This is a genomic window from Pseudomonas sp. PDM20 (assembly GCF_014852575.3).
Taxonomy (GTDB): Bacteria; Pseudomonadota; Gammaproteobacteria; order Pseudomonadales; family Pseudomonadaceae; genus Pseudomonas.
The window spans coordinates 3282541-3300314 of sequence record NZ_CM181224.1; the positions used below are offsets into that span (position 1 = coordinate 3282541).

Genomic DNA, 17774 nt, shown 5'->3' on the forward strand with positions numbered 1-17774 from the left:
ACCTCTCTGAAGCCTGACTCGAAAAGGAAGAGGCACAACATGCAGACACACGACAGCAAGATGGTGCTGGTCCTCGAGGAAAGGCCCGAGCAACTCCAGCGCCTGGAAGACCACCTGCTCGGCCAGGGCCACGCGGTACTCAGCGCTTTAAGCGAGGAAGAAGCCATCGAGCACCTGGTGTCATCCTCGGTCATCGATCTGTTCCTGATCGACGAGCAACTCACCGGGCCACTGACAGGTGCCGCACTGATCGAAGCCTGCCTGCCGTTGCGCCCGCGCATGCGCGTGCTGGTGCTGTCGCCCTGGGCAGAGAAGGGCGAGGAGGGCGCGCCTTACCCTGTGCTGCCCAAGTCGGCGGACCTCGACGAACTCGAAGGTGCCATTCAGCGCACGTTGCTCAGCCCGCCCGTGCAACCCTGGATGCTGAACTAGACTCCTGCGCAACAAAGGCCGTCCGATCAGCGGAACGGCCGCCTTCACCGGGGAGGAGAAGCACCATGCATGCATACCTGATCCGCTACAGCCGCAATGGCCAGTCCATGAGCACCGTGTTGCGACAGGAAAGCCTGAGTCGCGAGCAGGCACAGAAATTCGTCCGCGCACTGCATGGCCCGGTCGGGCGCGATTCGCGCTCGGATATCCAGGTAAGCGAGGTGCTCTGCACCCAGTGATCGGGAGCCTGACGCTCCATGAAAAACGGCGCCGATCCTTCGGCGCCGTTTTCGTACTTGCGCGATGTACAACGAGCTGGCGAGCGTCGAAACGCCTCGCCAGCCCGGCGATCAGTGGCCGCTGTGGCTGCGCTGACCTCCCTTGCGGCCCGCGTCGGATGCGCGCGCCGGATCATTCTTGAAGTTGCCGCCACTGTGCTGGCCGCCTTTCCTGCCGGCTTCGGAAGCACGTTGGGGGTCTTCTGCAAAGTTGCCTTTACCGCCTCTATGTTCGGCCATGGGAACTACTCCGTGGGCAATGTATGTGAGAAATGAATAGGCGAATGCCGTGCATTCCCTTCATCCGAAACATATCGCGCAGGGGTGTTCGACTCTTTTTCAGAACGATCCGTCATGGCGGCGGCGAAAAATCGTTATATGTAAAGTCTTGCCGTCGGTCCGGGCTGGTTTATTGGCGAAGCCGGAAAATGGTCGTAGCGCCCGGCTCAAGCCGCTCAAATCGTTGACCTTTGCGCGGTGGCGACGAAATAGGCGAAACGGGTGATGGCCAGTGGCCGCGGTTCCATTCCCGGCGCAGCGGCGCAGGATAGGCGCAGCAACGCAGGAGAACCCCATGAATCCGCCAAGCTGTCACGATGTCGCCGAGCTCCTTCACCGGAGCTATCCGCTGTTCGACTTCACCTGCGACCGACAGGAAGACGGCCGTTACCTGATCAGCCTGCAGAGCCGCTATACCTCCACACCGCCAACCAATGTGATCGGCATTCACGGCAATGAGCTGCGCACCGACCGACAGGTAAGAGACCTTGGCATGGAGCTGATCTGCGGGTTGATGTAGGAATTTTCAGACGACTCGTTTACGCAGTCGGGCAATGAGCTTCTGCCGCTGCTCGCTGTCCGCTTCCCAGACCTTGCCGTCCAGTGCATGGCAGATCAGCCAGATTTCCTCGTTGTTGAGCATCACTGCACCGCCACCGGACTCCGCCCGGCGCTTGCGATACGCGGCCTGTTTCTCGGCGTTGGTCATGGCGCCTTCCTTGCGGGGGCGGCCCTTGCGCGGCGTTTCGAAGGCGTCGCGAGTGGCTTTGTCCTTGGCGTCTTTCATGCTGGCTCTCTTGAAGGGCTGGTAACGCGTTACCGAAATCTGATCGATCCCATGGTAACGCGTTACTAATAATAGCTGTAGCTGCAGGCCCCGCCAATCGTCGGCTGGCGGGGTGGGGAAGATAAAACCGGGCTATTCCTGCAATGCACGCCCACAAGCACGCACCGACAAGGAAGGAGGCTGACGTGGAACGACTGCGAAAGGTACTGATGGCCTCGGCTTTCAACGAGACCTGCGTGGTTCAGGTGCTGCGTGAGGCCGCACTCAAGGCCGCCACTCCCGATACGGCAACGGCGCTGATGGCGGCCGCGTTGTTGCTGGAACACGACGCCGAAACCCTGCTTCACGCCGCCCACCGGATCGACCTCGTCCTGCACCATGCACCTGCCGAAGGCGGCACGATCTCCCTGGTCGTGATGGACTGAGCCGCATGCCGATGGCCTGGTCGCCATTCTCTTTGAACCGCCCACGCCGACGCCCGGTCAGTGCTTGAAATACAGCCAGATACCCGGAGGCGCCATGCAGGACGAATCCCTGACAAAGCGGTACCACGTCAGCTTTGTGAGAGATGGACGGGCGTTCGAATTCGAGGCCGAAGACGAGTCCATGAGCGAGGCGCGGGCGTGGAGCCATGTCGCGCGACACCTGCATATTCCGACCCACGACCTGCGCGGCTACCAGAAGCGCTACCACACCATCCGGCGCAATGTGGAGGCGCACAACGTGCAGGACGTTTCCTTTCGAGCGGTGGGGGCTGGCGACTAGGAAAGTGCCTCAGACTTGAGCGCGGCGAGGCTTACGTCGCTGATGGTGATGCCGCAGGCGCCCAGCCACGATTCGACCTCCGCGGTGGCGTGCAACGGACGGGGTTGCTCGGGAAATTCACGGACGTAGATGGAAAAGGCGACGGCCTTGATGTGAGGGAGAGTTCGCGCGCGCATGAACAGATGGCGGTCCTCGCCATTGAATCGATACTCGATCAGCCAGTGCATGTCGTCCTGCTTCCTTGGCAGAGCCGACCTGCAGAATGGGCTTGGGCAAGAGTAGCCCCTGATCACTCAGGGGCAATGCCGGCCATCGGCCGAGCGCTCTGGATTGAGCTTCAGGCGGCCGCTTCCGTGGTTTTCTCGCGCCCGGCACGTACGTCGAAGGCGCCGCCGGTAAGTACACCGTCCACCGTCACGCGGCCCTTGCCGGGCAGCAGCGGGAACACCAGTTCGGCGAAACGATAAGCCTCTTCCAGATGCGGATAACCCGACAGCACGAAGCTGTCGACGCCCAGCGCGGCGTACTCCAGCAAGCGTTCGGCAACGGTTTGCGGATCACCCACCAGCGCCGTGCCGGCGCCACCGCGCACCAGCCCGACACCGGCCCAGAGGTTCGGCGCCACTTCCAGCTTGTTGCGATCACCGCCATGCAGCGCAGCCATGCGCTGCTGACCGACCGAATCCATCTTCGCGTAGTTGGATTGCGCGGCGGCGATGGTGGCATCATCCAGGTGGCTGATCAGTTCGTCCGCGGCGGCCCAGGCTTTCTCGTTGGTCTCGCGAACGATGACATGCAGGCGCACACCGAAGCGAACCGTACGCCCCTGGCGCGCCGCGCGTTCGCGCACGTCGGCGATCTTCTCGGCCACGGCGGCAGGCGGCTCGCCCCAGGTCAGGTAGGCATCCACGTGCTTGGCGGCCAGGTCATGTGCGGCGGGGGAGGAGCCGCCGAAGTAGAGCGGTGGGTAGGGTTTCTGCACGGTCGGGAAGAAATTCTGTGCGCCGTTGACCTTCAGGTGCTTGCCGGCGAAATCCACGGTTTCACCTGACAGCAGACGGCGCCAGATGGTCAGGAACTCGTCGGAAGCGGCGTAACGCTCATCATGGCTAAGGAATACGCCGTCAGCTTCCAGTTCGGTGCTGTCGCCGCCGGGCACGACATTGAGCAGCAGGCGACCACCGCTGGCCTGGTCCAGGGTCGCGGCCTGGCGCGCCGAGGCGGTGGGGTTGCCCAGCGAGGTGCGCAGGGCAACCAGCAGCTTGATGCGCTGGGTGACCGGCACCAGGCTGGCAGCCGTTACCCACGGGTCGAGACAGCTGCTGCCGGTGGGGATCAGCAGGCCGTCATAGCCGAGCTGGTCGGCGGCCACGGCGATCTGCCGCATGTATTCGTTGGTGGCCGGGCGGCCGCTGCTGGAATGGCCCAGGTAGCGGGTGTCGCCGGAAGTCGGCAGGAACCAGAAAATATCGAGACTCATGGGATGTCCTCGTTGCCATCGTCGAAATGGGGCGTCGCCCCGTCGGTGCACGCGTGGCAAGTCTTCATTGGAATTCGGGCCCGGCAGCCGTCGTCGGTACGTTCGGTCAGGCAGAAAGAGAAAAGGGCGGCTGCATGGCAGGCATTGCACGGCAGCAAGGCCTGTGCCAGAGCGGGAGGCCGCGGATTTCGCGCCTCTGATGGCAAAAGGGTGTTGCCGCAGCAACATCACTGTTGATTCGCTGTTGCTACAGAAACACTTCTGTCCTACGAAAAAGACATTAGGTTATGCCTTCCGGCGATTTGTCCTGCGCGGCGCGACCGATCAGGATAGGCAATCGTGATTGAAAGCCCCCGTGAATCAAGGAACACAGCAAGCGATGAACGACGCCAATCGACTGAACGAGAATGGCCCGGTGAACTGGCAACTGGCGCAGATCGTCGAGGACCTGCGTGGCGCGCGCAATGAATGGCGCAGCCGCACGGGCCGCCACCCGGAGCAGGGCGGTCGCGAACTGCCTTCGCGCCAGTCTATCGAGGAAGTGGTGGAGCGCCTGGCCAGCGCGCTGTTCCCCATGCGCCTTGGTCCGAACGACCTGCGCGAAGAGAGCGAGGACTTCTTCGTCGGCCATACCCTGGACGCCGCGCTGAATGCGCTGCTGGTACAGGCCCGGCTGGAGCTGCGCTACAGCGCGCGGCAGCGCGGTGATGTGGTGGACGGCCGGGTCGATGAGCATGCCGTGGTGCTGGTGCGCGACTTCGCACGCGCGCTGCCGGAGATGCGCAGGCTGCTCGATGCCGACGTGATGGCCGCTTACCAGGGCGATCCTGCAGCACGCAGCGTTGACGAGGTACTGCTGTGCTATCCGGGCGTGGTGGCGATCATTCACCACCGTCTCGCGCATCATCTGTACAACGCCGGCCTGCCGCTGCTGGCGCGGATCATCTCGGAGCTGGCGCACTCGGCGACCGGCATCGACATCCACCCTGGCGCGCAGATCGGCAGCAGCTTCTTCATCGACCATGGCACCGGTGTGGTGATCGGAGAAACGGCGATCATCGGCAAACAGGTGCGCATCTATCAGGCCGTGACCCTGGGTGCGAAGCGCTTTACCTCCGACGAAACCGGCCAACTGCACAAGGGCGAACCGCGTCACCCGATCGTCGAGGACGAAGTGGTGATCTACGCCGGCGCCACCATTCTCGGCCGCGTAACCATCGGCAAGGGCTCGACCATCGGCGGCAACGTCTGGCTGACCCGCAGCGTTCCGCCGGGCAGCCAGGTCAGTCAGGCCAGCCTGCAGCACGATGAGAGCCGTTGCGGAAAGGACTGACCGGCACTACCTGCGGACACGCAAAGCGAAGCGGGGGAGTTGACAGCTCTCCCGCTCCTTCAGCAGTATCCGTCAGACATTTCGCGCAACCTGATATTGGGTAAGAGAGCTCCATGTTCTCCATCTTCAACCACTCGCTCTCCGCTTCGGGCTTCCTTGCCCGGGCCTGCGCGTGCGTTGTCGTTGCCAAGAAATCGAAGAAACAGTCGCTCATTTGACCGGGGCGCTGTCCCGTCAGATGGGCTGACAGGACACAAGGCGCAAGGTCGAACCTCCCTCCCGCTTGATTCCCGCATCCCTCCCTGACGGCGACCCGACGGTCAGCCAACAGGAGTTTTTGCATGTCGAATTTTCGTGGAATCTGGGTGGCACTGGTCACTCCCTTTCGTGATGGTGCGGTGGACTATCCGGCGCTGCAGGGGCTGGTGACGCAATTGCTGGAACAGGGCGTCGCGGGCTTTGTGGTCTGCGGCACCACGGGCGAGGCGGCCGCGCTGAGCCATGAAGAACAGCTGGAAGTGCTCGATGCCGTGTTGCAGTGGGTGCCCGCGCAGCAGGTGATCATGGGGCTGGCAGGCAACAATCAGCGCGAGCTGCTGACCTTCCTGCAGGACATTCAGCGCCGCCCGGTGGCGGGCGTGCTGGTGCCGGCGCCGTACTACATCCGCCCATCCCAGGCCGGGTTGGAGGCGTTCTTCCGCACCGTGGCCGACGCCGCCAGCGTCCCGGTGGTGCTCTACGACATTCCCTACCGCACCGGCGCGCGCATCGAGCGCGAGACGCTGCGTCGTATCGTGCGCCATCCGAACATCGTGGCGATCAAGGATTGCGCGGGCGATGTGGAAACCACCCTGGCGTTGATTGCGGACGGCCAGGTTGAGGTGCTCACCGGCGAAGACCTGCAGATCTACACCAACCTCTGCCTGGGCGGCGCCGGCGCCATCTCGGCTTCTTCCCATGTGCGCGCCGATCTCTACGTGCGGATGTTCCGGCAGATGGAAGAGGGCGACCTGATCTCCGCGCGAGGTACGTTCTACCGGCTGTTGCCGTGGATGCAGGCGGCTTTCGCCGAGCCCAATCCTGCTGCCGTGAAAGGTGCGCTGGCGCTCCAGGGGTTGATCGCCAACGAGGTGCGCGAACCGATGCAGGCTTGCACGCCGACAACGCTGGAGCGCCTGAAAAGCGTGCTGGAGGACTTGGCCGACTAGGCGCTGCCGGCACGCACCCGGTGCTCCGGCTCTAATGTCTGCGCGGATTCTGTACAGGATAAGCTACAAGAATACGCCTGGTAACGCGTTACCTTAAATCGAGCGATTTCCGCGTAACGCGTTACGATCGTCCCAGTACCGGCGTGCCGGAAATTCGCAGAAAACCCAGTAATGACGGGTGTTTGATAAATATTGAGTTCTGCTGACAACATTAAATCCCCCCGCTGTTAACCGTTCGTATCTCCCGATCAAGCCGTGATCTAAGCTCGCCGCCGCTTCAACCCTGTAACAAATAAAACACACCGAGCGGGATCACATGAAGTCCTCCTATAAGCGCCATGGAATGCAGCGCACTTGCGTGCGTGCGCCTCAACTTTCTGCAATCACTCTTGCCCTCGTCGCAGCGAACCTGGCTCCCCAGGTTGCCCGTGCAGGGGTCTATACCGCCTCCAACCAGAGCGAGTTGCAGGCAGCGGTCGTCGCCGCCAACGCCGACGCCGACAGCAGCTCCACGATCAACCTGACCGCCAGCTTTTCCTTCACTGGCGCGACCCTTGTCACGACGAAGTCCATCACCATCGATACCCAGGGTTTCGTGCTGACCAGTATCTACAGCACCATTCCGATCAATTCGAACTACACCTTCGAAGGCACCTACGTCGGCGCGGCGAGTGCAACCACGCCGGGATATGGCCTCGCCGTTGGCAATGGCGTGTTCGTCAATAACGGCACGGTGACCGGCGGCCAGGGCATTGGCAGCAACGTCTCCGGCAATACCGGCCTCGCCGTTTCGACCAGAGCGACGCTCACCAACAACGGCACGATCACCGGCGGCGCTGCGACCAATTTCAATGCGTCCAGCACCGGCCTGGGTTCGGGGGTCTCGCTGGCGAGCACCGCTTCCAACCTGGTGAACTCCGGTAGCGGCGTCATCGTTGGCGGGACCAGCGACGGCGGCGTGTCTGCCGCAGGGGTTTTCAATGGAGTGTCGGTCGGCACCAGTATCATCAACCAGGGCATCATCCGCGGCGGAGCCGCTCTGAACGGCGGTACCGGCGGCATGGGCATCCGCCTCACACAGGGCACCAGCACGATCACCAACTCCGGGCTGATCGAGGCCGGTGACGGTGCTGCGGCGATCTACATGTTCAGGCCCACCGGCAACCTCACCATCGTCAACTCCGGGCGTATCAATGCGGGCAGCGGTTATGCCAACGCCGTCGAGTTCGCCACCGGCGCCGGCCTTTCGACGCTGGAGCTGCAGGCAGGCTCGGACATTCGCGGCAATGTAATCGCCAGCGCGACCAATACCGCCGATATCTTCCGCCTGGGCGGGAACCTCGATGACCAGTTCGACGTATCCAGCCTCGGTGCGCAGTATCAGAACTTCGATATCTTCCAGAAAACCGGCAGCAGCACCTGGTCGCTGATCGGCGACAGTACTGTCACTGCCCCCTGGAACGTACAGCAGGGCACCCTGCAGCTCGGCAACGGCGGCACCAGCGGCACCCTCGCCGGCGATGTAGTCGTCGACAGCGGCGCCACCTTCGCCTTCAACCGCAGCGACACCTATACCTTCAACCGGCAGATCACCGGTGCGGGTGGCGTGGCGCAGAACGGCAGCGGCACTACGCTCCTGACCGACGTCTACACCTACACCGGCCCGACCACCGTCAACCTCGGCACCCTGGCCATCGACGGCTCGATCACCAGCCCGGTGACAGTGAATGCCCTGGGCACCCTGTCCGGCAGCGGCACTGTGATCGGCAACGTCAGCAACAGTGGCACTATCACCCCGGGCGGCGGTTCCGGCGTGCTGACCATCGATGGCGACTACATCGGCAATGGCGGCGTGGTGGCCGTCAACACCGTGCTGGGCGACGACAGCTCGGCGACTGGCCGCCTGGTGATCACCGGCGATACCTCCGGCACTGGTACCATCCGGGTCACCAACGTCGGCGGGCTGGGCGCACCGACCGTGGAAGGCATCAAGCTGATCGACGTCCAGGGCCTGTCCAACGGCCTGTTCACCCTCGCTGGCAACTACACCTATCAGGGCCAGCCGGCTGTCGTGGCGGGCGCCTACGCCTATCGCCTGTACCAGAACGGCGTGACGGCCTCCAATGACGGCGGCTGGTACCTGCGTTCCTCGCTGGATGCGCCGGTCACTCCACCGGTTACTCCTCCCGTGACTCCGCCCGTGACTCCGCCTGTCGAGCCACCCGTGACTCCGCCAGTAACGCCTCCGGTGACACCGCCCGTAGTTCCTCCGGTGACGCCGCCGTCCGGACCGCTGCTGGCGCCGACAGTTGCCCTGTACGAGAGCTACTCCAGCGTCCTGCAGCGCTTCAACGAACTTGGCACCTTGCAGCAGCGCGTCGGCAACCGCTACTGGCAGCCGGACGCCGAGCTGCAAAGCGAAGCGAAAGATGGCCGGCCTGCCATCGGTCGCGGTGCGTGGGTGAGGGCAGAGGGCTCCGATTCGCAGATCGATCCATCGTCCAGCACCAGCAGCGCCAACTACGACGTGCACCTGTGGAAGTTCGAAGCCGGCTTCGACGCACCGGTCTATGAGAGCGACGCCGGCACCCTGGTCGTCGGCCCGACTCTGCATTACGGCACCGCCAACTCCAGCGTGACCTCGAAGTACGGCGATGGCTCCATAGACGTGACCGGCTACGGCTTCGGCGGCGCGGCCACCTGGTACGGCAACGACGGCACCTATGTGGACGGCCAGGCGACTGTCAGCTGGTACGACAGCGACCTGCGCTCTTCGCAGTTGGGCAAGAAGCTGGAGAACGGCAACCGTGGCAACGGTGTGGCCGTTGGCGTTGAAGTCGGCCATCGCGTGGCGCTGAACCAGACCTGGTCGGTGACGCCGCAGGCCCAGCTGAGCTGGTCGCAGGTGAGCTTCGACTCGTTCCGCGACGACTACGACGCCAAGGTCTCCGACGACAACGGCGACAGCCTGGTCTCGCGCCTGGGCGTATCCCTGGACCGCGAAACCCAGTGGACCGCCAGCAACGGCAAGACCAGCCGCTCGCACCTCTACGGCATCACCAACCTGTACTACGACTTCGCCAACGGGACTTCGGCCAACGTGTCGGACCTGCATGTGAAGAGTGAGGAACAGGCGCTGTGGGCCGGCCTGGGTGTCGGCGCATCGCTGAACTGGGACGACGACCGTTCCATGCTCTTCGGCGAACTGCTGGGCCGCACCAGCCTGCAGGACTTCGGCGACAGCCACTCGGTCGGCGCCAAGGTCGGCGTGCGGGTGATGTGGTAAGCGAGGCGCCGAAGAGGCGGGTGAGGATGTAGGTGACCCAGAAGCTCGGCACGGCATCCACGCCGAGCTTCCACGCTGCGAAAAAGCGGCGAGGAGGGCGCTGAACAGCATCACACCACGGTGGTGGACATGATCTTGTTGACCCGGAAGGCCAGCGTGGCCTCCGGGACCTTGTTCAGCTCATACCGGGATTCATGGCGAGGCGTCTCCTTCGCGGCAACTGGGTGGCGTGGAGGAGAGCCTACGGGGCGAAACTCGGCTGGGACTGAGGACGTGTCTGGTTGCCCAGCTCGATATCGTCGCCTTTGCGCAAGGTCACCTTGGTCCCTCTGTCCTGGGTAAAGCCTTCGCTCCAGGCTTTGGTCAGCGACTCGTGCTGGGCATCGTAGACCACGATGCCGTCGTCATCCGAAGCCGCCTGTGTCGATTCCGCGCCCAGCAACGCCGCGCTCCGATCGCCAGCAGGATGGTCGGCGAGGCTCCGCACAATTTCATCAAACGCCGCTCTTATCTATCAATCCGAGAGTGGCGGCGATATTCGCCTGTCGGCTGTTAAGAAATGGTCGTTCTCATATGGTGGGCCGTGGCGAGAAGCGGTGGAGTTCTGCGGTGCAGCTGAACCCTCGGGGTCAGCTGCACGCTGAACGATAAGCGAGGGGGAAGATTCGCTCCCTGGCTTAACTGGAGGGGTGCGCCTTGACCAGATCCCGGGCCATCTCCAGGTGCTGCTGGAGCACGGGCAGGGTCTGCTGGGCGAAGTTCTTGATGTCCGCGTCGGCGGCATGGTTGGCTGCGTCGGTGAAGACCTTCACCGCTTCCTCGTGAGCGCTGACCTGATTGTTGGCATAGGCTGCGTCGAAGGACTCCTCGCGCACGTCGAGCACCTTGGCCTTTGCCTGGCTGGTCAGGCTGGCGCTGTCGGCAAGTTGCAGCTGGTGCTTTGCGGCGAGCGACTTCAGCGTGGCATTGGCCTTTTCATGATCGTCGATGATGTGCTGTGCGAAGGTTTTCACATCGGCAGACTGGCTCTTCTTCAGCGCCAGTTTTGCTGCGTCGATCTCCGCCATGCCGGCGGCTGACGCTTCGCTGACGAAATGCTGGTCCTGTGCGGACTTCTGTTCCGCCATCACCGGGGCGGCGACTAGGAAGAGGGCGCACAGTAGTCCGTTTCGCAGATGGCCTGTCATGTTCATGGTGATTCCTCTGGTCGGATGAGGCCCCGCGAGCAGGGGCATGTCCGGATGACGAGCCTGGCCGGGGAGCGTTCAGTGCTGGGGATGAACGGTCGCGAGCGGATGGATTGGCCGCTCGAAGAGCAGTTTGTCGCGTGGGACGGGCGGTCAGCGGTTGCAGGGGCCGCAGGCGAGGACGAAGGCGGTCGCTCTCGGTGCAGGTCGAGCGAATATGTGAACTCTCAGAGGCAGGTCTGTCCCATCAGGTAGATCCCGACGCGGCTGTCCTTTCATGCCGCGCGCTGATTCGAATCCTGATGAGGAGGACTCTACCGTGGCCAAACCCACTGCAAAGAAGAGCCGCTTGGCGGGCACCGAGACTATCGATCGGGGCAACACCAATGAAAAACTGGAAGCCCTGGAGCGCTACCGTGAAGACGCGACTGGCGAGGCGCTGACCACCAACACCGATGTGCGTATCGCCGACAACCAGAACAGCCTGCGCGCCGGCGAACGCGGCCCTTCGCTGCTGGAAGACTTCATCCTGCGGGAGAAGATCACCCACTTCGACCACGAGCGGATTCCCGAGCGCATCGTCCACGCCCGCGGTGCGGCGGCTCATGGTTTCTTCGAGTCGTACGAGGACTGGAGCTCGCTCACCAAGGCGTCGTTTCTGGGCAAGGCCGGCAAGCAGACGCCGGTATTCGTGCGCTTCTCCACCGTACAGGGCCCACGTGGCTCCGCGGACACCGTGCGCGACGTGCGCGGCTTTGCCGTGAAGTTCTACACCGACGAGGGGAACTACGATCTGGTGGGCAACAACATGCCGGTGTTCTTCATCCAGGACGCCATCAAGTTCCCCGACTTCGTCCACGCGGTGAAGCCCGAACCGCACAACGAGATGCCCACCGGCGGCTCGGCCCACGACACCTTCTGGGACTTCGTCTCGCTGACTCCGGAGTCGGCGCACATGGTGATGTGGGCCATGTCGGACCGGGCGATTCCCATCTCGCTGCGGCACATCCAGGGCTTTGGCGTGCACACCTTCCGCCTGATCAATGCGGCTGGCGACAGTTCGCTGGTGAAATTCCACTGGCGGCCGAAATCCGGCGTCTGTTCGCTGCTCTGGGACGAGGCGCAGAAGCTTGCCGGCAAGGACCCGGACTTCCACCGCCGCACACTGTGGGACGACATCGAGAGGGGCGATTACCCCGAATGGGAACTGGGCGTGCAGGTCATCCCCGAGGCCGATGCAGACCAGTTCGACTTCGACCTGCTCGACCCAACCAAGCTGGTGCCCGAGGAACGGGTGCCGGTGAAGCTGCTCGGGCGCATGGTGCTCAACCGCAACCCGGACAACTTCTTCGCCGAGACCGAGCAGGCCGCGTTCCACCCCGGCCATATCGTGCCCGGTATCGACTTCAGTAACGACCCGCTGCTGCAGGGCCGACTGTTTTCCTACACCGATACCCAACTGCTGCGCCTGGGCGGCCCGAACTTCAACCAGATCCCGATCAACCAGCCGCTATGCCCGTTTCACAACAACCAGCGCGACGGCCTGCACCAGCACATGCTGCACAAGGGCCGCGCGGCCTATGAGCCGAACTCCATCGATGACGGCTGGCCGAAGGAGACGCCGCCAGCCGCGCGCCAGGGCGGTTTCACCAGCTACCACGAGCCGATGACAGGCGCCAAGGTGCGGGTGCGTGCCGATTCCTTTGCCGACCACTTCACCCAGGCGGCGCTGTTCTATCACAGCCTCAGCGAGGCGGAGCAGGGGCATGTCGCTTCGGCCTATGTGTTCGAGCTGTCCAAGGTGGAACGGATGCCGATCCGTGAGCGCGAGGTAAACGAAATCCTCGCCAATATCTGCCCGGAACTCGCGGAGAAAGTCGCCAGCCAGATCGGCGTGAAAGTCACCCACAAGGCAGCCAGGGTGCCCCAGCCCAAGCCGTCACCGGCGCTGAGCCAGGCCAACTTGCTGGCCGGGGATATCCGCTCCCGCAAGGTGGCGATCCTGATCGCCGATGGCGTCAGCGAGCGTGATGTGCGCGACTTGAAAGATGCGCTCGAGAAGGCAGGAGCTGCCGGCAAGCTGATCGGTCCGAGCACTTCGCCGGTGAAGGCGGAAGGTGGTGCATGGCTGACTCCAGACGCCAGTTGGGATGGCTTGCCGTCAGTGGCCTTCGATGCGGTGTATGTCCCCGGCGGCGCCAAGGCGACCCAGCAGATCGGCGGTGACGGGCGTGCGCTGCATTACCTGCTGGAAGCCTACAAGCACCTCAAGCCGCTGGCCTTCTGCGGCGATGCGCAGGCATTACCGGGCCAACTCGGTCTGTCGCCTGACGAGGGCATCGTCCAGGGGCGCACGGCAGCGGATGTGTTCGCGGCTTTCGAGAAGGCGCTGAAGCTGCACCGCATCTGGGCGAGGGAGGCGCAGGTGACGAAGATTCCGGCTTGAGTTGGCCCTGCAGGAGCGGTCGTGTCCCGCTCCTGCAGGTCAGAATGCAGGGTGAATAACGCCGGCAGCGTTATCCGCCCTGCTAAAAGATCAGCCCAGCCGTTTTACCGTCAGCGTCACTGCCGCAATCCGCTCAGCCTGCTGGTAGGCCGAGCTGTCCAGCTCCTCGCCGAACACATCCGGGTCCATCTCCTCGTAGTGCCAGCTCACCGGACGATCGATCAGTAATGCGTCCAGCTGTCGGCGCAGGGGCGCCTCGCCGTTGACCACCGCGGCGCCGGTATAGAGCAGCAGGGAGCCGCCGATGTTCAGGCGTTGCAGCGCGGTTTCGACGATGCGCAATGACAGGCCTGCGCCAAATGCTCCGCCACCATGGCGGTAGGTGCGCTCGTCCGGATCGAGCAGGTACGGCGGGTTGGCGACTATCAGGTCGAACTGCCCCTCGATGCGCTCCAGCAGGTTGCTCTGGCGAATCTGCAGGTCATCGATGCCGGCGAGATAGGCGTTGGCACGGGTGAAGTCCAGGGCGCGCGGATTGATGTCCACGGCGGTGACTTCTGCCTCCGGGAAGGCCTGGGCGATGAGGATGGCGCCGGGGCCGGCACCGCAGCCGATATCCACGGCGCGGCGCACGTTGCCGGCCTCACCACTCTGGAAATACTGGTGCAGCGCGTGGGCGAAACGGTAGGTGTCCGGGCCGAAGAACACCGCATCGGTCTCCACCGTGGGGTAGGCGGAGTGAGCGAACAGCTGGTCGTCCAGGCTCGACCAGCGCACCGCGCTGCGCCATTGACTGTCCTGGCGCTGCAGCAGTCCGCCGGTTTCCAGCAGGGCGAGCATGCGCTCGCTGACTAGCGCGTCGGGGAACAGCCGGCTCCAGCCGAACACGCCCTGCAGATCGCCGGCCAGCTGGTTTTCCGGCCGGGCGTTGACGCGCGCGTGGGTCGCGGGGGTGACCGTGGTGAAACGGTAGTCTTGCGCCTGCAACTCCTGCCCCAGGGTGATCAAAGTCTCCAGGCGCGAGTCGAAGAATGTAGTCATGGTTCGATCCCCAGTTTGTCGGTGTAGATGCGCGTGGCCAGCAGCCCGGCTGGTGTCCAGTGGCGGTGCGGGGCCATGAGAGCGACCAGGCGATGCATGCGGCTGCGCGGCGAAAGCGTGGACAGCTCGTTGAGCAGGGCGCGCTCCTCGGTGGCGAACTCCGAGCGTGCCGACGGTGGGGCGGCGCTGGCTTTCTCGCTACCGCCCCAGGGATTGCGTTGCGCAGGCTCGCTCCAGTTGCCGGCGATCCAGTCGTGCAGCAGCTGCCGCTCGTAGGGATTGAACACACCGAACATGGCCGCGCTGTCTCCGGAGATCAGGCCCCAGAGACGACTGTTGGCGGGGTCCTGGTGGCGCCTGATCCAGCCGAGTTGCTGCAACGCAGCAAGAAATTCGCCCATGCGCCCGGGGCCGGCCATCCACTGGTTCACCGTGCGCCCGCCAATGCGTGCACGGTCATCGTGCATCTGCCTGGCGAAGGGCCGCTTGCGCTCAAGCATGGCGACCACTTCGGTTCCCAGGTCGAAACCATCGAGCAGCTGTTGGTTGGATAGTCCCGCGTCGTTGAGTCGGTAACCGGCGTGCACGCGGCGCAGGAAAGCGCCGCGATCGGCCAGCTGCGGCAGGTTGGCTTCCAGTGCTTGCAATGCCTTGCGACCGTGACCGGTGGCAGCGTTGTCGATGGTCACGTGCAGGCGGAAGTACTCCGGGTCGATACCCAGCTCGCGCAGTTCGCAACTGGTGATCATCAGGTGCAGCGGCGGCAGCTCGTATCCCAGGTTGTAGCCCAGCACTTCGGGTAGGTAGTCGTCGGACAGATAGCCCAGCGCCAGCTGCAGGGTGCCTTGCAGGTAATGCGCATCGCTCAGGTCGGGCGGGGCATCGCAACCCAGGCTGTCCAGCAGGCGCTGGTACACCAGCACGTGGTTGCGCGCGGGGATACCGTGGCCCAGCTCTTCCAGGCAGGTATGTACCAGCGGCAGCAGGCGCGTGTCGCTCCAGTGGTCGAGCACACCGTAGAGCCAGGCGCCGTCTACCCGCTTGGTGGGAGCGATGGCCTGGAGGAAGTGCAGGGCATGGGCGCGGTTGGCGAAGTGCCGACGCGGTGCGCCTTCCCGGCGCTCGCTCAGGTAGGTGGCATAGCCCTGTGCGCTGCGTTCGGCGCGGTTGGACAGCCAACTGTCCCAGCGTTGCGGGTCGGCGGGCAGCTCGTCGTCGTGGGCAGCCTGCAGGTCCAGCTGCGTATCAAGAAGCGTGGCTGCACGCTCCAGGCAGTCCTGCGGAGTGCGCAGCAGGGACTGATAGAGATCGCGGATGGAGCAGTGCTCGCGGTACGAGGCGACAGCATTCCGGGAGGCGGGTGGCGTCATGCGGGGCTCCTCGTTGGAAAAATCGGGACGCTTTCTCTTGCGAGTGAGCGGGCGAACAAAGGTTTCAAGTAAACGCCCAAGCGCAGGGGGCGAAGGGCCGAAAGACTGAACGCCACCGGCGACGGCGCGTCCCAGCCATGACTGCCATACCGCGAGGTCCGCCATGCCAGCACGCCCCGCGTTGCCCCGTTTCGGCATCGAGGAGGAGTTCTTCCTGCTCGATCCCGCCAGCCTGGACCTCGCTCGCGACGTGCCACTGGGCTTTTCCCATGCCTGCCGTGGCGTACTGGGCGAGGAGGTCGCGGAGGAAATCTTCCAGTGCCAGTACGAACTGGTCAGCCCGGTCCTGCGCCAGCTCGACGAGGCAGCCGCGTTTCTGAGCGACCGCCGCCGCCGATTGCGCGCGATATCCCGTTCCCACGGACTGGAAACCCTCTGCGTCGCTGCCCATCCCTTCACCCATCCGCACTCTCAGCCCCCTGCATTCCGCGCGCGCTACCAGCGCTTGTTCGACGAGGCGGGCGTGGTGGCGCGGCAAAGCCTGCTCTGCGGTCTGCATGTGCATGTGGAGGTGCGCGGCATCGACCGTGTACGCGTGATGAACCGTGTACTGCCCTGGATGCCGCTGCTGCTCGCCCTGAGTGCGTCATCGCCGTTCTGGGGCGGGCGTGACACAGGGCTGGTCAGCTATCGCCAGTCGCTCTGCGGGGAGTGGCCGCGCATGGGGCCACCCGCGCAATTCACCGATGAGTCGCAGTGGCGACGCTACATCGCGTTGCTCCTGCAGTACGGCCTGATGCACGAGCCCGGTCACGCCTGGTGGTTCCTGCGGCCCTCGGCGCATTACCCGACCCTGGAGCTGCGCATCCCCGACGCCTGTCCGCGGATCGACGATGCGCTGTGCATCGCCGGCCTGTTCCGTCTGCTGGTCAGCCAGGCGCGGGAGGCACACGAACCTGAAGAGCCGAACTGGCAGCGAGCCTTGCTGGCGGAGAACTTCTGGCAGGCTCGGCGGCATGGCTGCGCGGGGCACTTTCTGGTGGAAGGCGATCAGGTGGTCAGTGCGCAGGATTGGCTCCAGCGAGCGGAGACAGCCGTGGAAGACTGGCGGGACGACGAAAGCCAGCGGCTGTTCACCCATGCCGCCAGGATCATCGAGGGAGGCAATAGCGCGGATCGGCAGCGCATGGCCTACCAATCGGCGCGTGGCAAGGGGCAAACCGATGCGGCTGCGCTGGTTGCGGTGGTGCACCATCTGCTGGCGGAGAACCGGTTGGCGGCCGGTGCAGTAGCGGGTGGCTGACGGGCGGATGGCTTGCCGTCCTTGCCGATCCTCCCAGCAGAAAACCTGAACTCCAGCGCTATGCGCCGGCTCAACCGGCCTGAACGCACACAGGACCATTCAGCCCTGGAGGCAGCGCCATGACCAGTTCCGCCAAGAACTCCGCGAAGAAAGAACCCAACCCGCAGCACATCGAGATCGACGACACCCAAGACCGCATGGGCAGCGTGCGCGAGCTGGATTTCGAGAAGGCTCCCGAAGGACGCATCGGCGACGAGCGTTCGCCCGAAGAGGTGGAGCGCGAGTTTCCTGCGCAGCGCCGCCGCGAGATGGGCCAGACCGGTGGCGAGACCCTGGGCGACAGCGCCGTGGAAGATGGCGTGAGCATGGACGATCTGGCCCCGGAAACCCTGATCGACGAGGACGGTACCGAATCGCCGCTGGAGCCGGGCGACAGCGCACCGGTGGACAAGCAACTGCACATTCGCCGCGAAAGCGAGATTGGCGGTGGCATCGGCCTGGATGAGGCGGAGGAAGGCCGCGTGCGTCCGTTGGACGGCAAACCCTGGGATGACTCCGACCCCGATGAGGAGCAATGAC

The 17774-nt window shown here is 64.1% G+C and carries 18 protein-coding genes and 1 pseudogene; 11 read left to right on the forward strand and 8 right to left on the reverse strand.

The features are described 5' to 3' along the window. Positions 1 to 39: 39 nt before the first annotated feature. Both IB261_RS14960 and IB261_RS14965 read left to right on the forward strand, forming a co-directional pair. Positions 40 to 432 carry a response regulator gene (locus IB261_RS14960; RefSeq protein WP_081519886.1) on the forward strand — a complete coding sequence of 131 codons (393 nt, stop codon included), beginning with the start codon at positions 40 to 42 and terminating at the stop codon, positions 430 to 432. A 65-nt stretch (positions 433 to 497) separates the two neighbouring features. Beyond that, positions 498 to 671 carry a hypothetical protein gene (locus IB261_RS14965; RefSeq protein WP_167523186.1) on the forward strand — a complete coding sequence of 58 codons (174 nt, stop codon included), beginning with the start codon at positions 498 to 500 and terminating at the stop codon, positions 669 to 671. 111 nt (positions 672 to 782) lie between these two features. On the opposite strand, the gene IB261_RS14970 is transcribed toward IB261_RS14965, so the two are convergent. Next, positions 783 to 950 (reverse strand): con-10 family general stress protein, encoded by a 168-nt coding sequence (locus IB261_RS14970; protein ID WP_081519887.1) that lies wholly within the window; start codon positions 948 to 950, stop codon positions 783 to 785. Between the two features lie 334 nt (positions 951 to 1284). On the opposite strand from IB261_RS14970, the gene IB261_RS14975 reads away from it, so the two are divergent. Next, on the forward strand, positions 1285 to 1509 hold the full coding sequence (locus IB261_RS14975) for a hypothetical protein (RefSeq protein ID WP_081519888.1): 225 nt from the start codon (positions 1285 to 1287) through the stop codon (positions 1507 to 1509). 6 nt (positions 1510 to 1515) lie between these two features. On the opposite strand, the gene IB261_RS14980 is transcribed toward IB261_RS14975, so the two are convergent. After that, positions 1516 to 1776: a hypothetical protein gene (locus IB261_RS14980; protein WP_192223829.1), complete on the reverse strand. Its 261-nt coding sequence runs from the start codon at positions 1774 to 1776 to the stop codon at positions 1516 to 1518. Positions 1777 to 1961: 185 nt separating this feature from the next. On the opposite strand from IB261_RS14980, the gene IB261_RS14985 reads away from it, so the two are divergent. Both IB261_RS14985 and IB261_RS14990 read left to right on the forward strand, forming a co-directional pair. Beyond that, positions 1962 to 2201, forward strand: a complete 240-nt coding sequence (locus tag IB261_RS14985; protein ID WP_139791649.1) for a hypothetical protein — start codon at positions 1962 to 1964, stop codon at positions 2199 to 2201. Between the two features lie 94 nt (positions 2202 to 2295). Beyond that, a complete protein-coding gene (locus IB261_RS14990; protein WP_081519891.1) occupies positions 2296 to 2541 on the forward strand; it encodes a hypothetical protein in 246 nt (81 codons plus the stop codon). On the opposite strand, the gene IB261_RS14995 is transcribed toward IB261_RS14990, so the two are convergent. Together IB261_RS14995 and ssuD are read right to left on the reverse strand one after the other, a co-directional pair. Continuing rightward, the gene (locus IB261_RS14995) at positions 2538 to 2768 is read right to left on the reverse strand and encodes a hypothetical protein (RefSeq protein ID WP_081519892.1); all 231 of its coding nucleotides are present in this window, start codon (positions 2766 to 2768) and stop codon (positions 2538 to 2540) included. The two genes, IB261_RS14990 and IB261_RS14995, sit on opposite strands and share 4 nt — an antisense overlap. A 110-nt stretch (positions 2769 to 2878) precedes the next feature. Beyond that, the gene (ssuD, locus tag IB261_RS15000) at positions 2879 to 4021 is read right to left on the reverse strand and encodes an FMNH2-dependent alkanesulfonate monooxygenase (RefSeq protein ID WP_192223424.1); all 1143 of its coding nucleotides are present in this window, start codon (positions 4019 to 4021) and stop codon (positions 2879 to 2881) included. 379 nt (positions 4022 to 4400) lie between these two features. Here ssuD and epsC point away from each other — a divergent pair, with 379 nt between their 5' ends. The 3 genes from epsC (at position 4401) to IB261_RS15015 (ending at position 9848) form a co-directional block, all read left to right on the forward strand. Beyond that, positions 4401 to 5354, forward strand: coding sequence for a serine O-acetyltransferase EpsC (gene epsC / locus IB261_RS15005; RefSeq protein ID WP_139791650.1), 954 nt, complete (start codon positions 4401 to 4403; stop codon positions 5352 to 5354). Positions 5355 to 5695: 341 nt separating this feature from the next. Beyond that, entirely contained in the window at positions 5696 to 6562 is an 867-nt protein-coding gene (gene dapA, locus IB261_RS15010; RefSeq protein ID WP_192382459.1) for a 4-hydroxy-tetrahydrodipicolinate synthase, read from the forward strand. A 316-nt stretch (positions 6563 to 6878) separates the two neighbouring features. Further along, positions 6879 to 9848 (forward strand): autotransporter family protein, encoded by a 2970-nt coding sequence (locus IB261_RS15015; RefSeq protein ID WP_192382460.1) that lies wholly within the window; start codon positions 6879 to 6881, stop codon positions 9846 to 9848. Positions 9849 to 10125: 277 nt separating this feature from the next. Here the strand turns inward: IB261_RS15015 and IB261_RS15020 are convergent. Further along, a pseudogene (locus tag IB261_RS15020) lies at positions 10126 to 10338 on the reverse strand (hypothetical protein); the annotation flags it as partial. 187 nt (positions 10339 to 10525) lie between these two features. Further along, entirely contained in the window at positions 10526 to 11041 is a 516-nt protein-coding gene (locus tag IB261_RS15025; protein WP_081519897.1) for a DUF4142 domain-containing protein, read from the reverse strand. Between the two features lie 313 nt (positions 11042 to 11354). On the opposite strand from IB261_RS15025, the gene katE reads away from it, so the two are divergent. Then, positions 11355 to 13481, forward strand: a complete 2127-nt coding sequence (gene katE / locus IB261_RS15030; RefSeq protein ID WP_494515524.1) for a catalase HPII — start codon at positions 11355 to 11357, stop codon at positions 13479 to 13481. A gap of 90 nt (positions 13482 to 13571) precedes the next feature. Here katE and IB261_RS15035 read toward each other — a convergent pair whose 3' ends face one another. After that, a complete protein-coding gene (locus tag IB261_RS15035) occupies positions 13572 to 14522 on the reverse strand; it encodes a class I SAM-dependent methyltransferase (RefSeq protein ID WP_192382462.1) in 951 nt (316 codons plus the stop codon). Continuing rightward, positions 14519 to 15892: an iron-containing redox enzyme family protein gene (locus IB261_RS15040; protein WP_192382463.1), complete on the reverse strand. Its 1374-nt coding sequence runs from the start codon at positions 15890 to 15892 to the stop codon at positions 14519 to 14521. The genes IB261_RS15035 and IB261_RS15040 overlap by 4 nt, the downstream gene beginning before the upstream one ends. A 163-nt stretch (positions 15893 to 16055) precedes the next feature. On the opposite strand from IB261_RS15040, the gene IB261_RS15045 reads away from it, so the two are divergent. Continuing rightward, on the forward strand, positions 16056 to 17195 hold the full coding sequence (locus IB261_RS15045) for a carboxylate-amine ligase (protein WP_192382464.1): 1140 nt from the start codon (positions 16056 to 16058) through the stop codon (positions 17193 to 17195). 119 nt (positions 17196 to 17314) lie between these two features. Beyond that, positions 17315 to 17773: a phosphotransferase system, HPr-related protein gene (locus tag IB261_RS15050; RefSeq protein ID WP_192382465.1), complete on the forward strand. Its 459-nt coding sequence runs from the start codon at positions 17315 to 17317 to the stop codon at positions 17771 to 17773. Position 17774 lies beyond the last annotated feature (1 nt).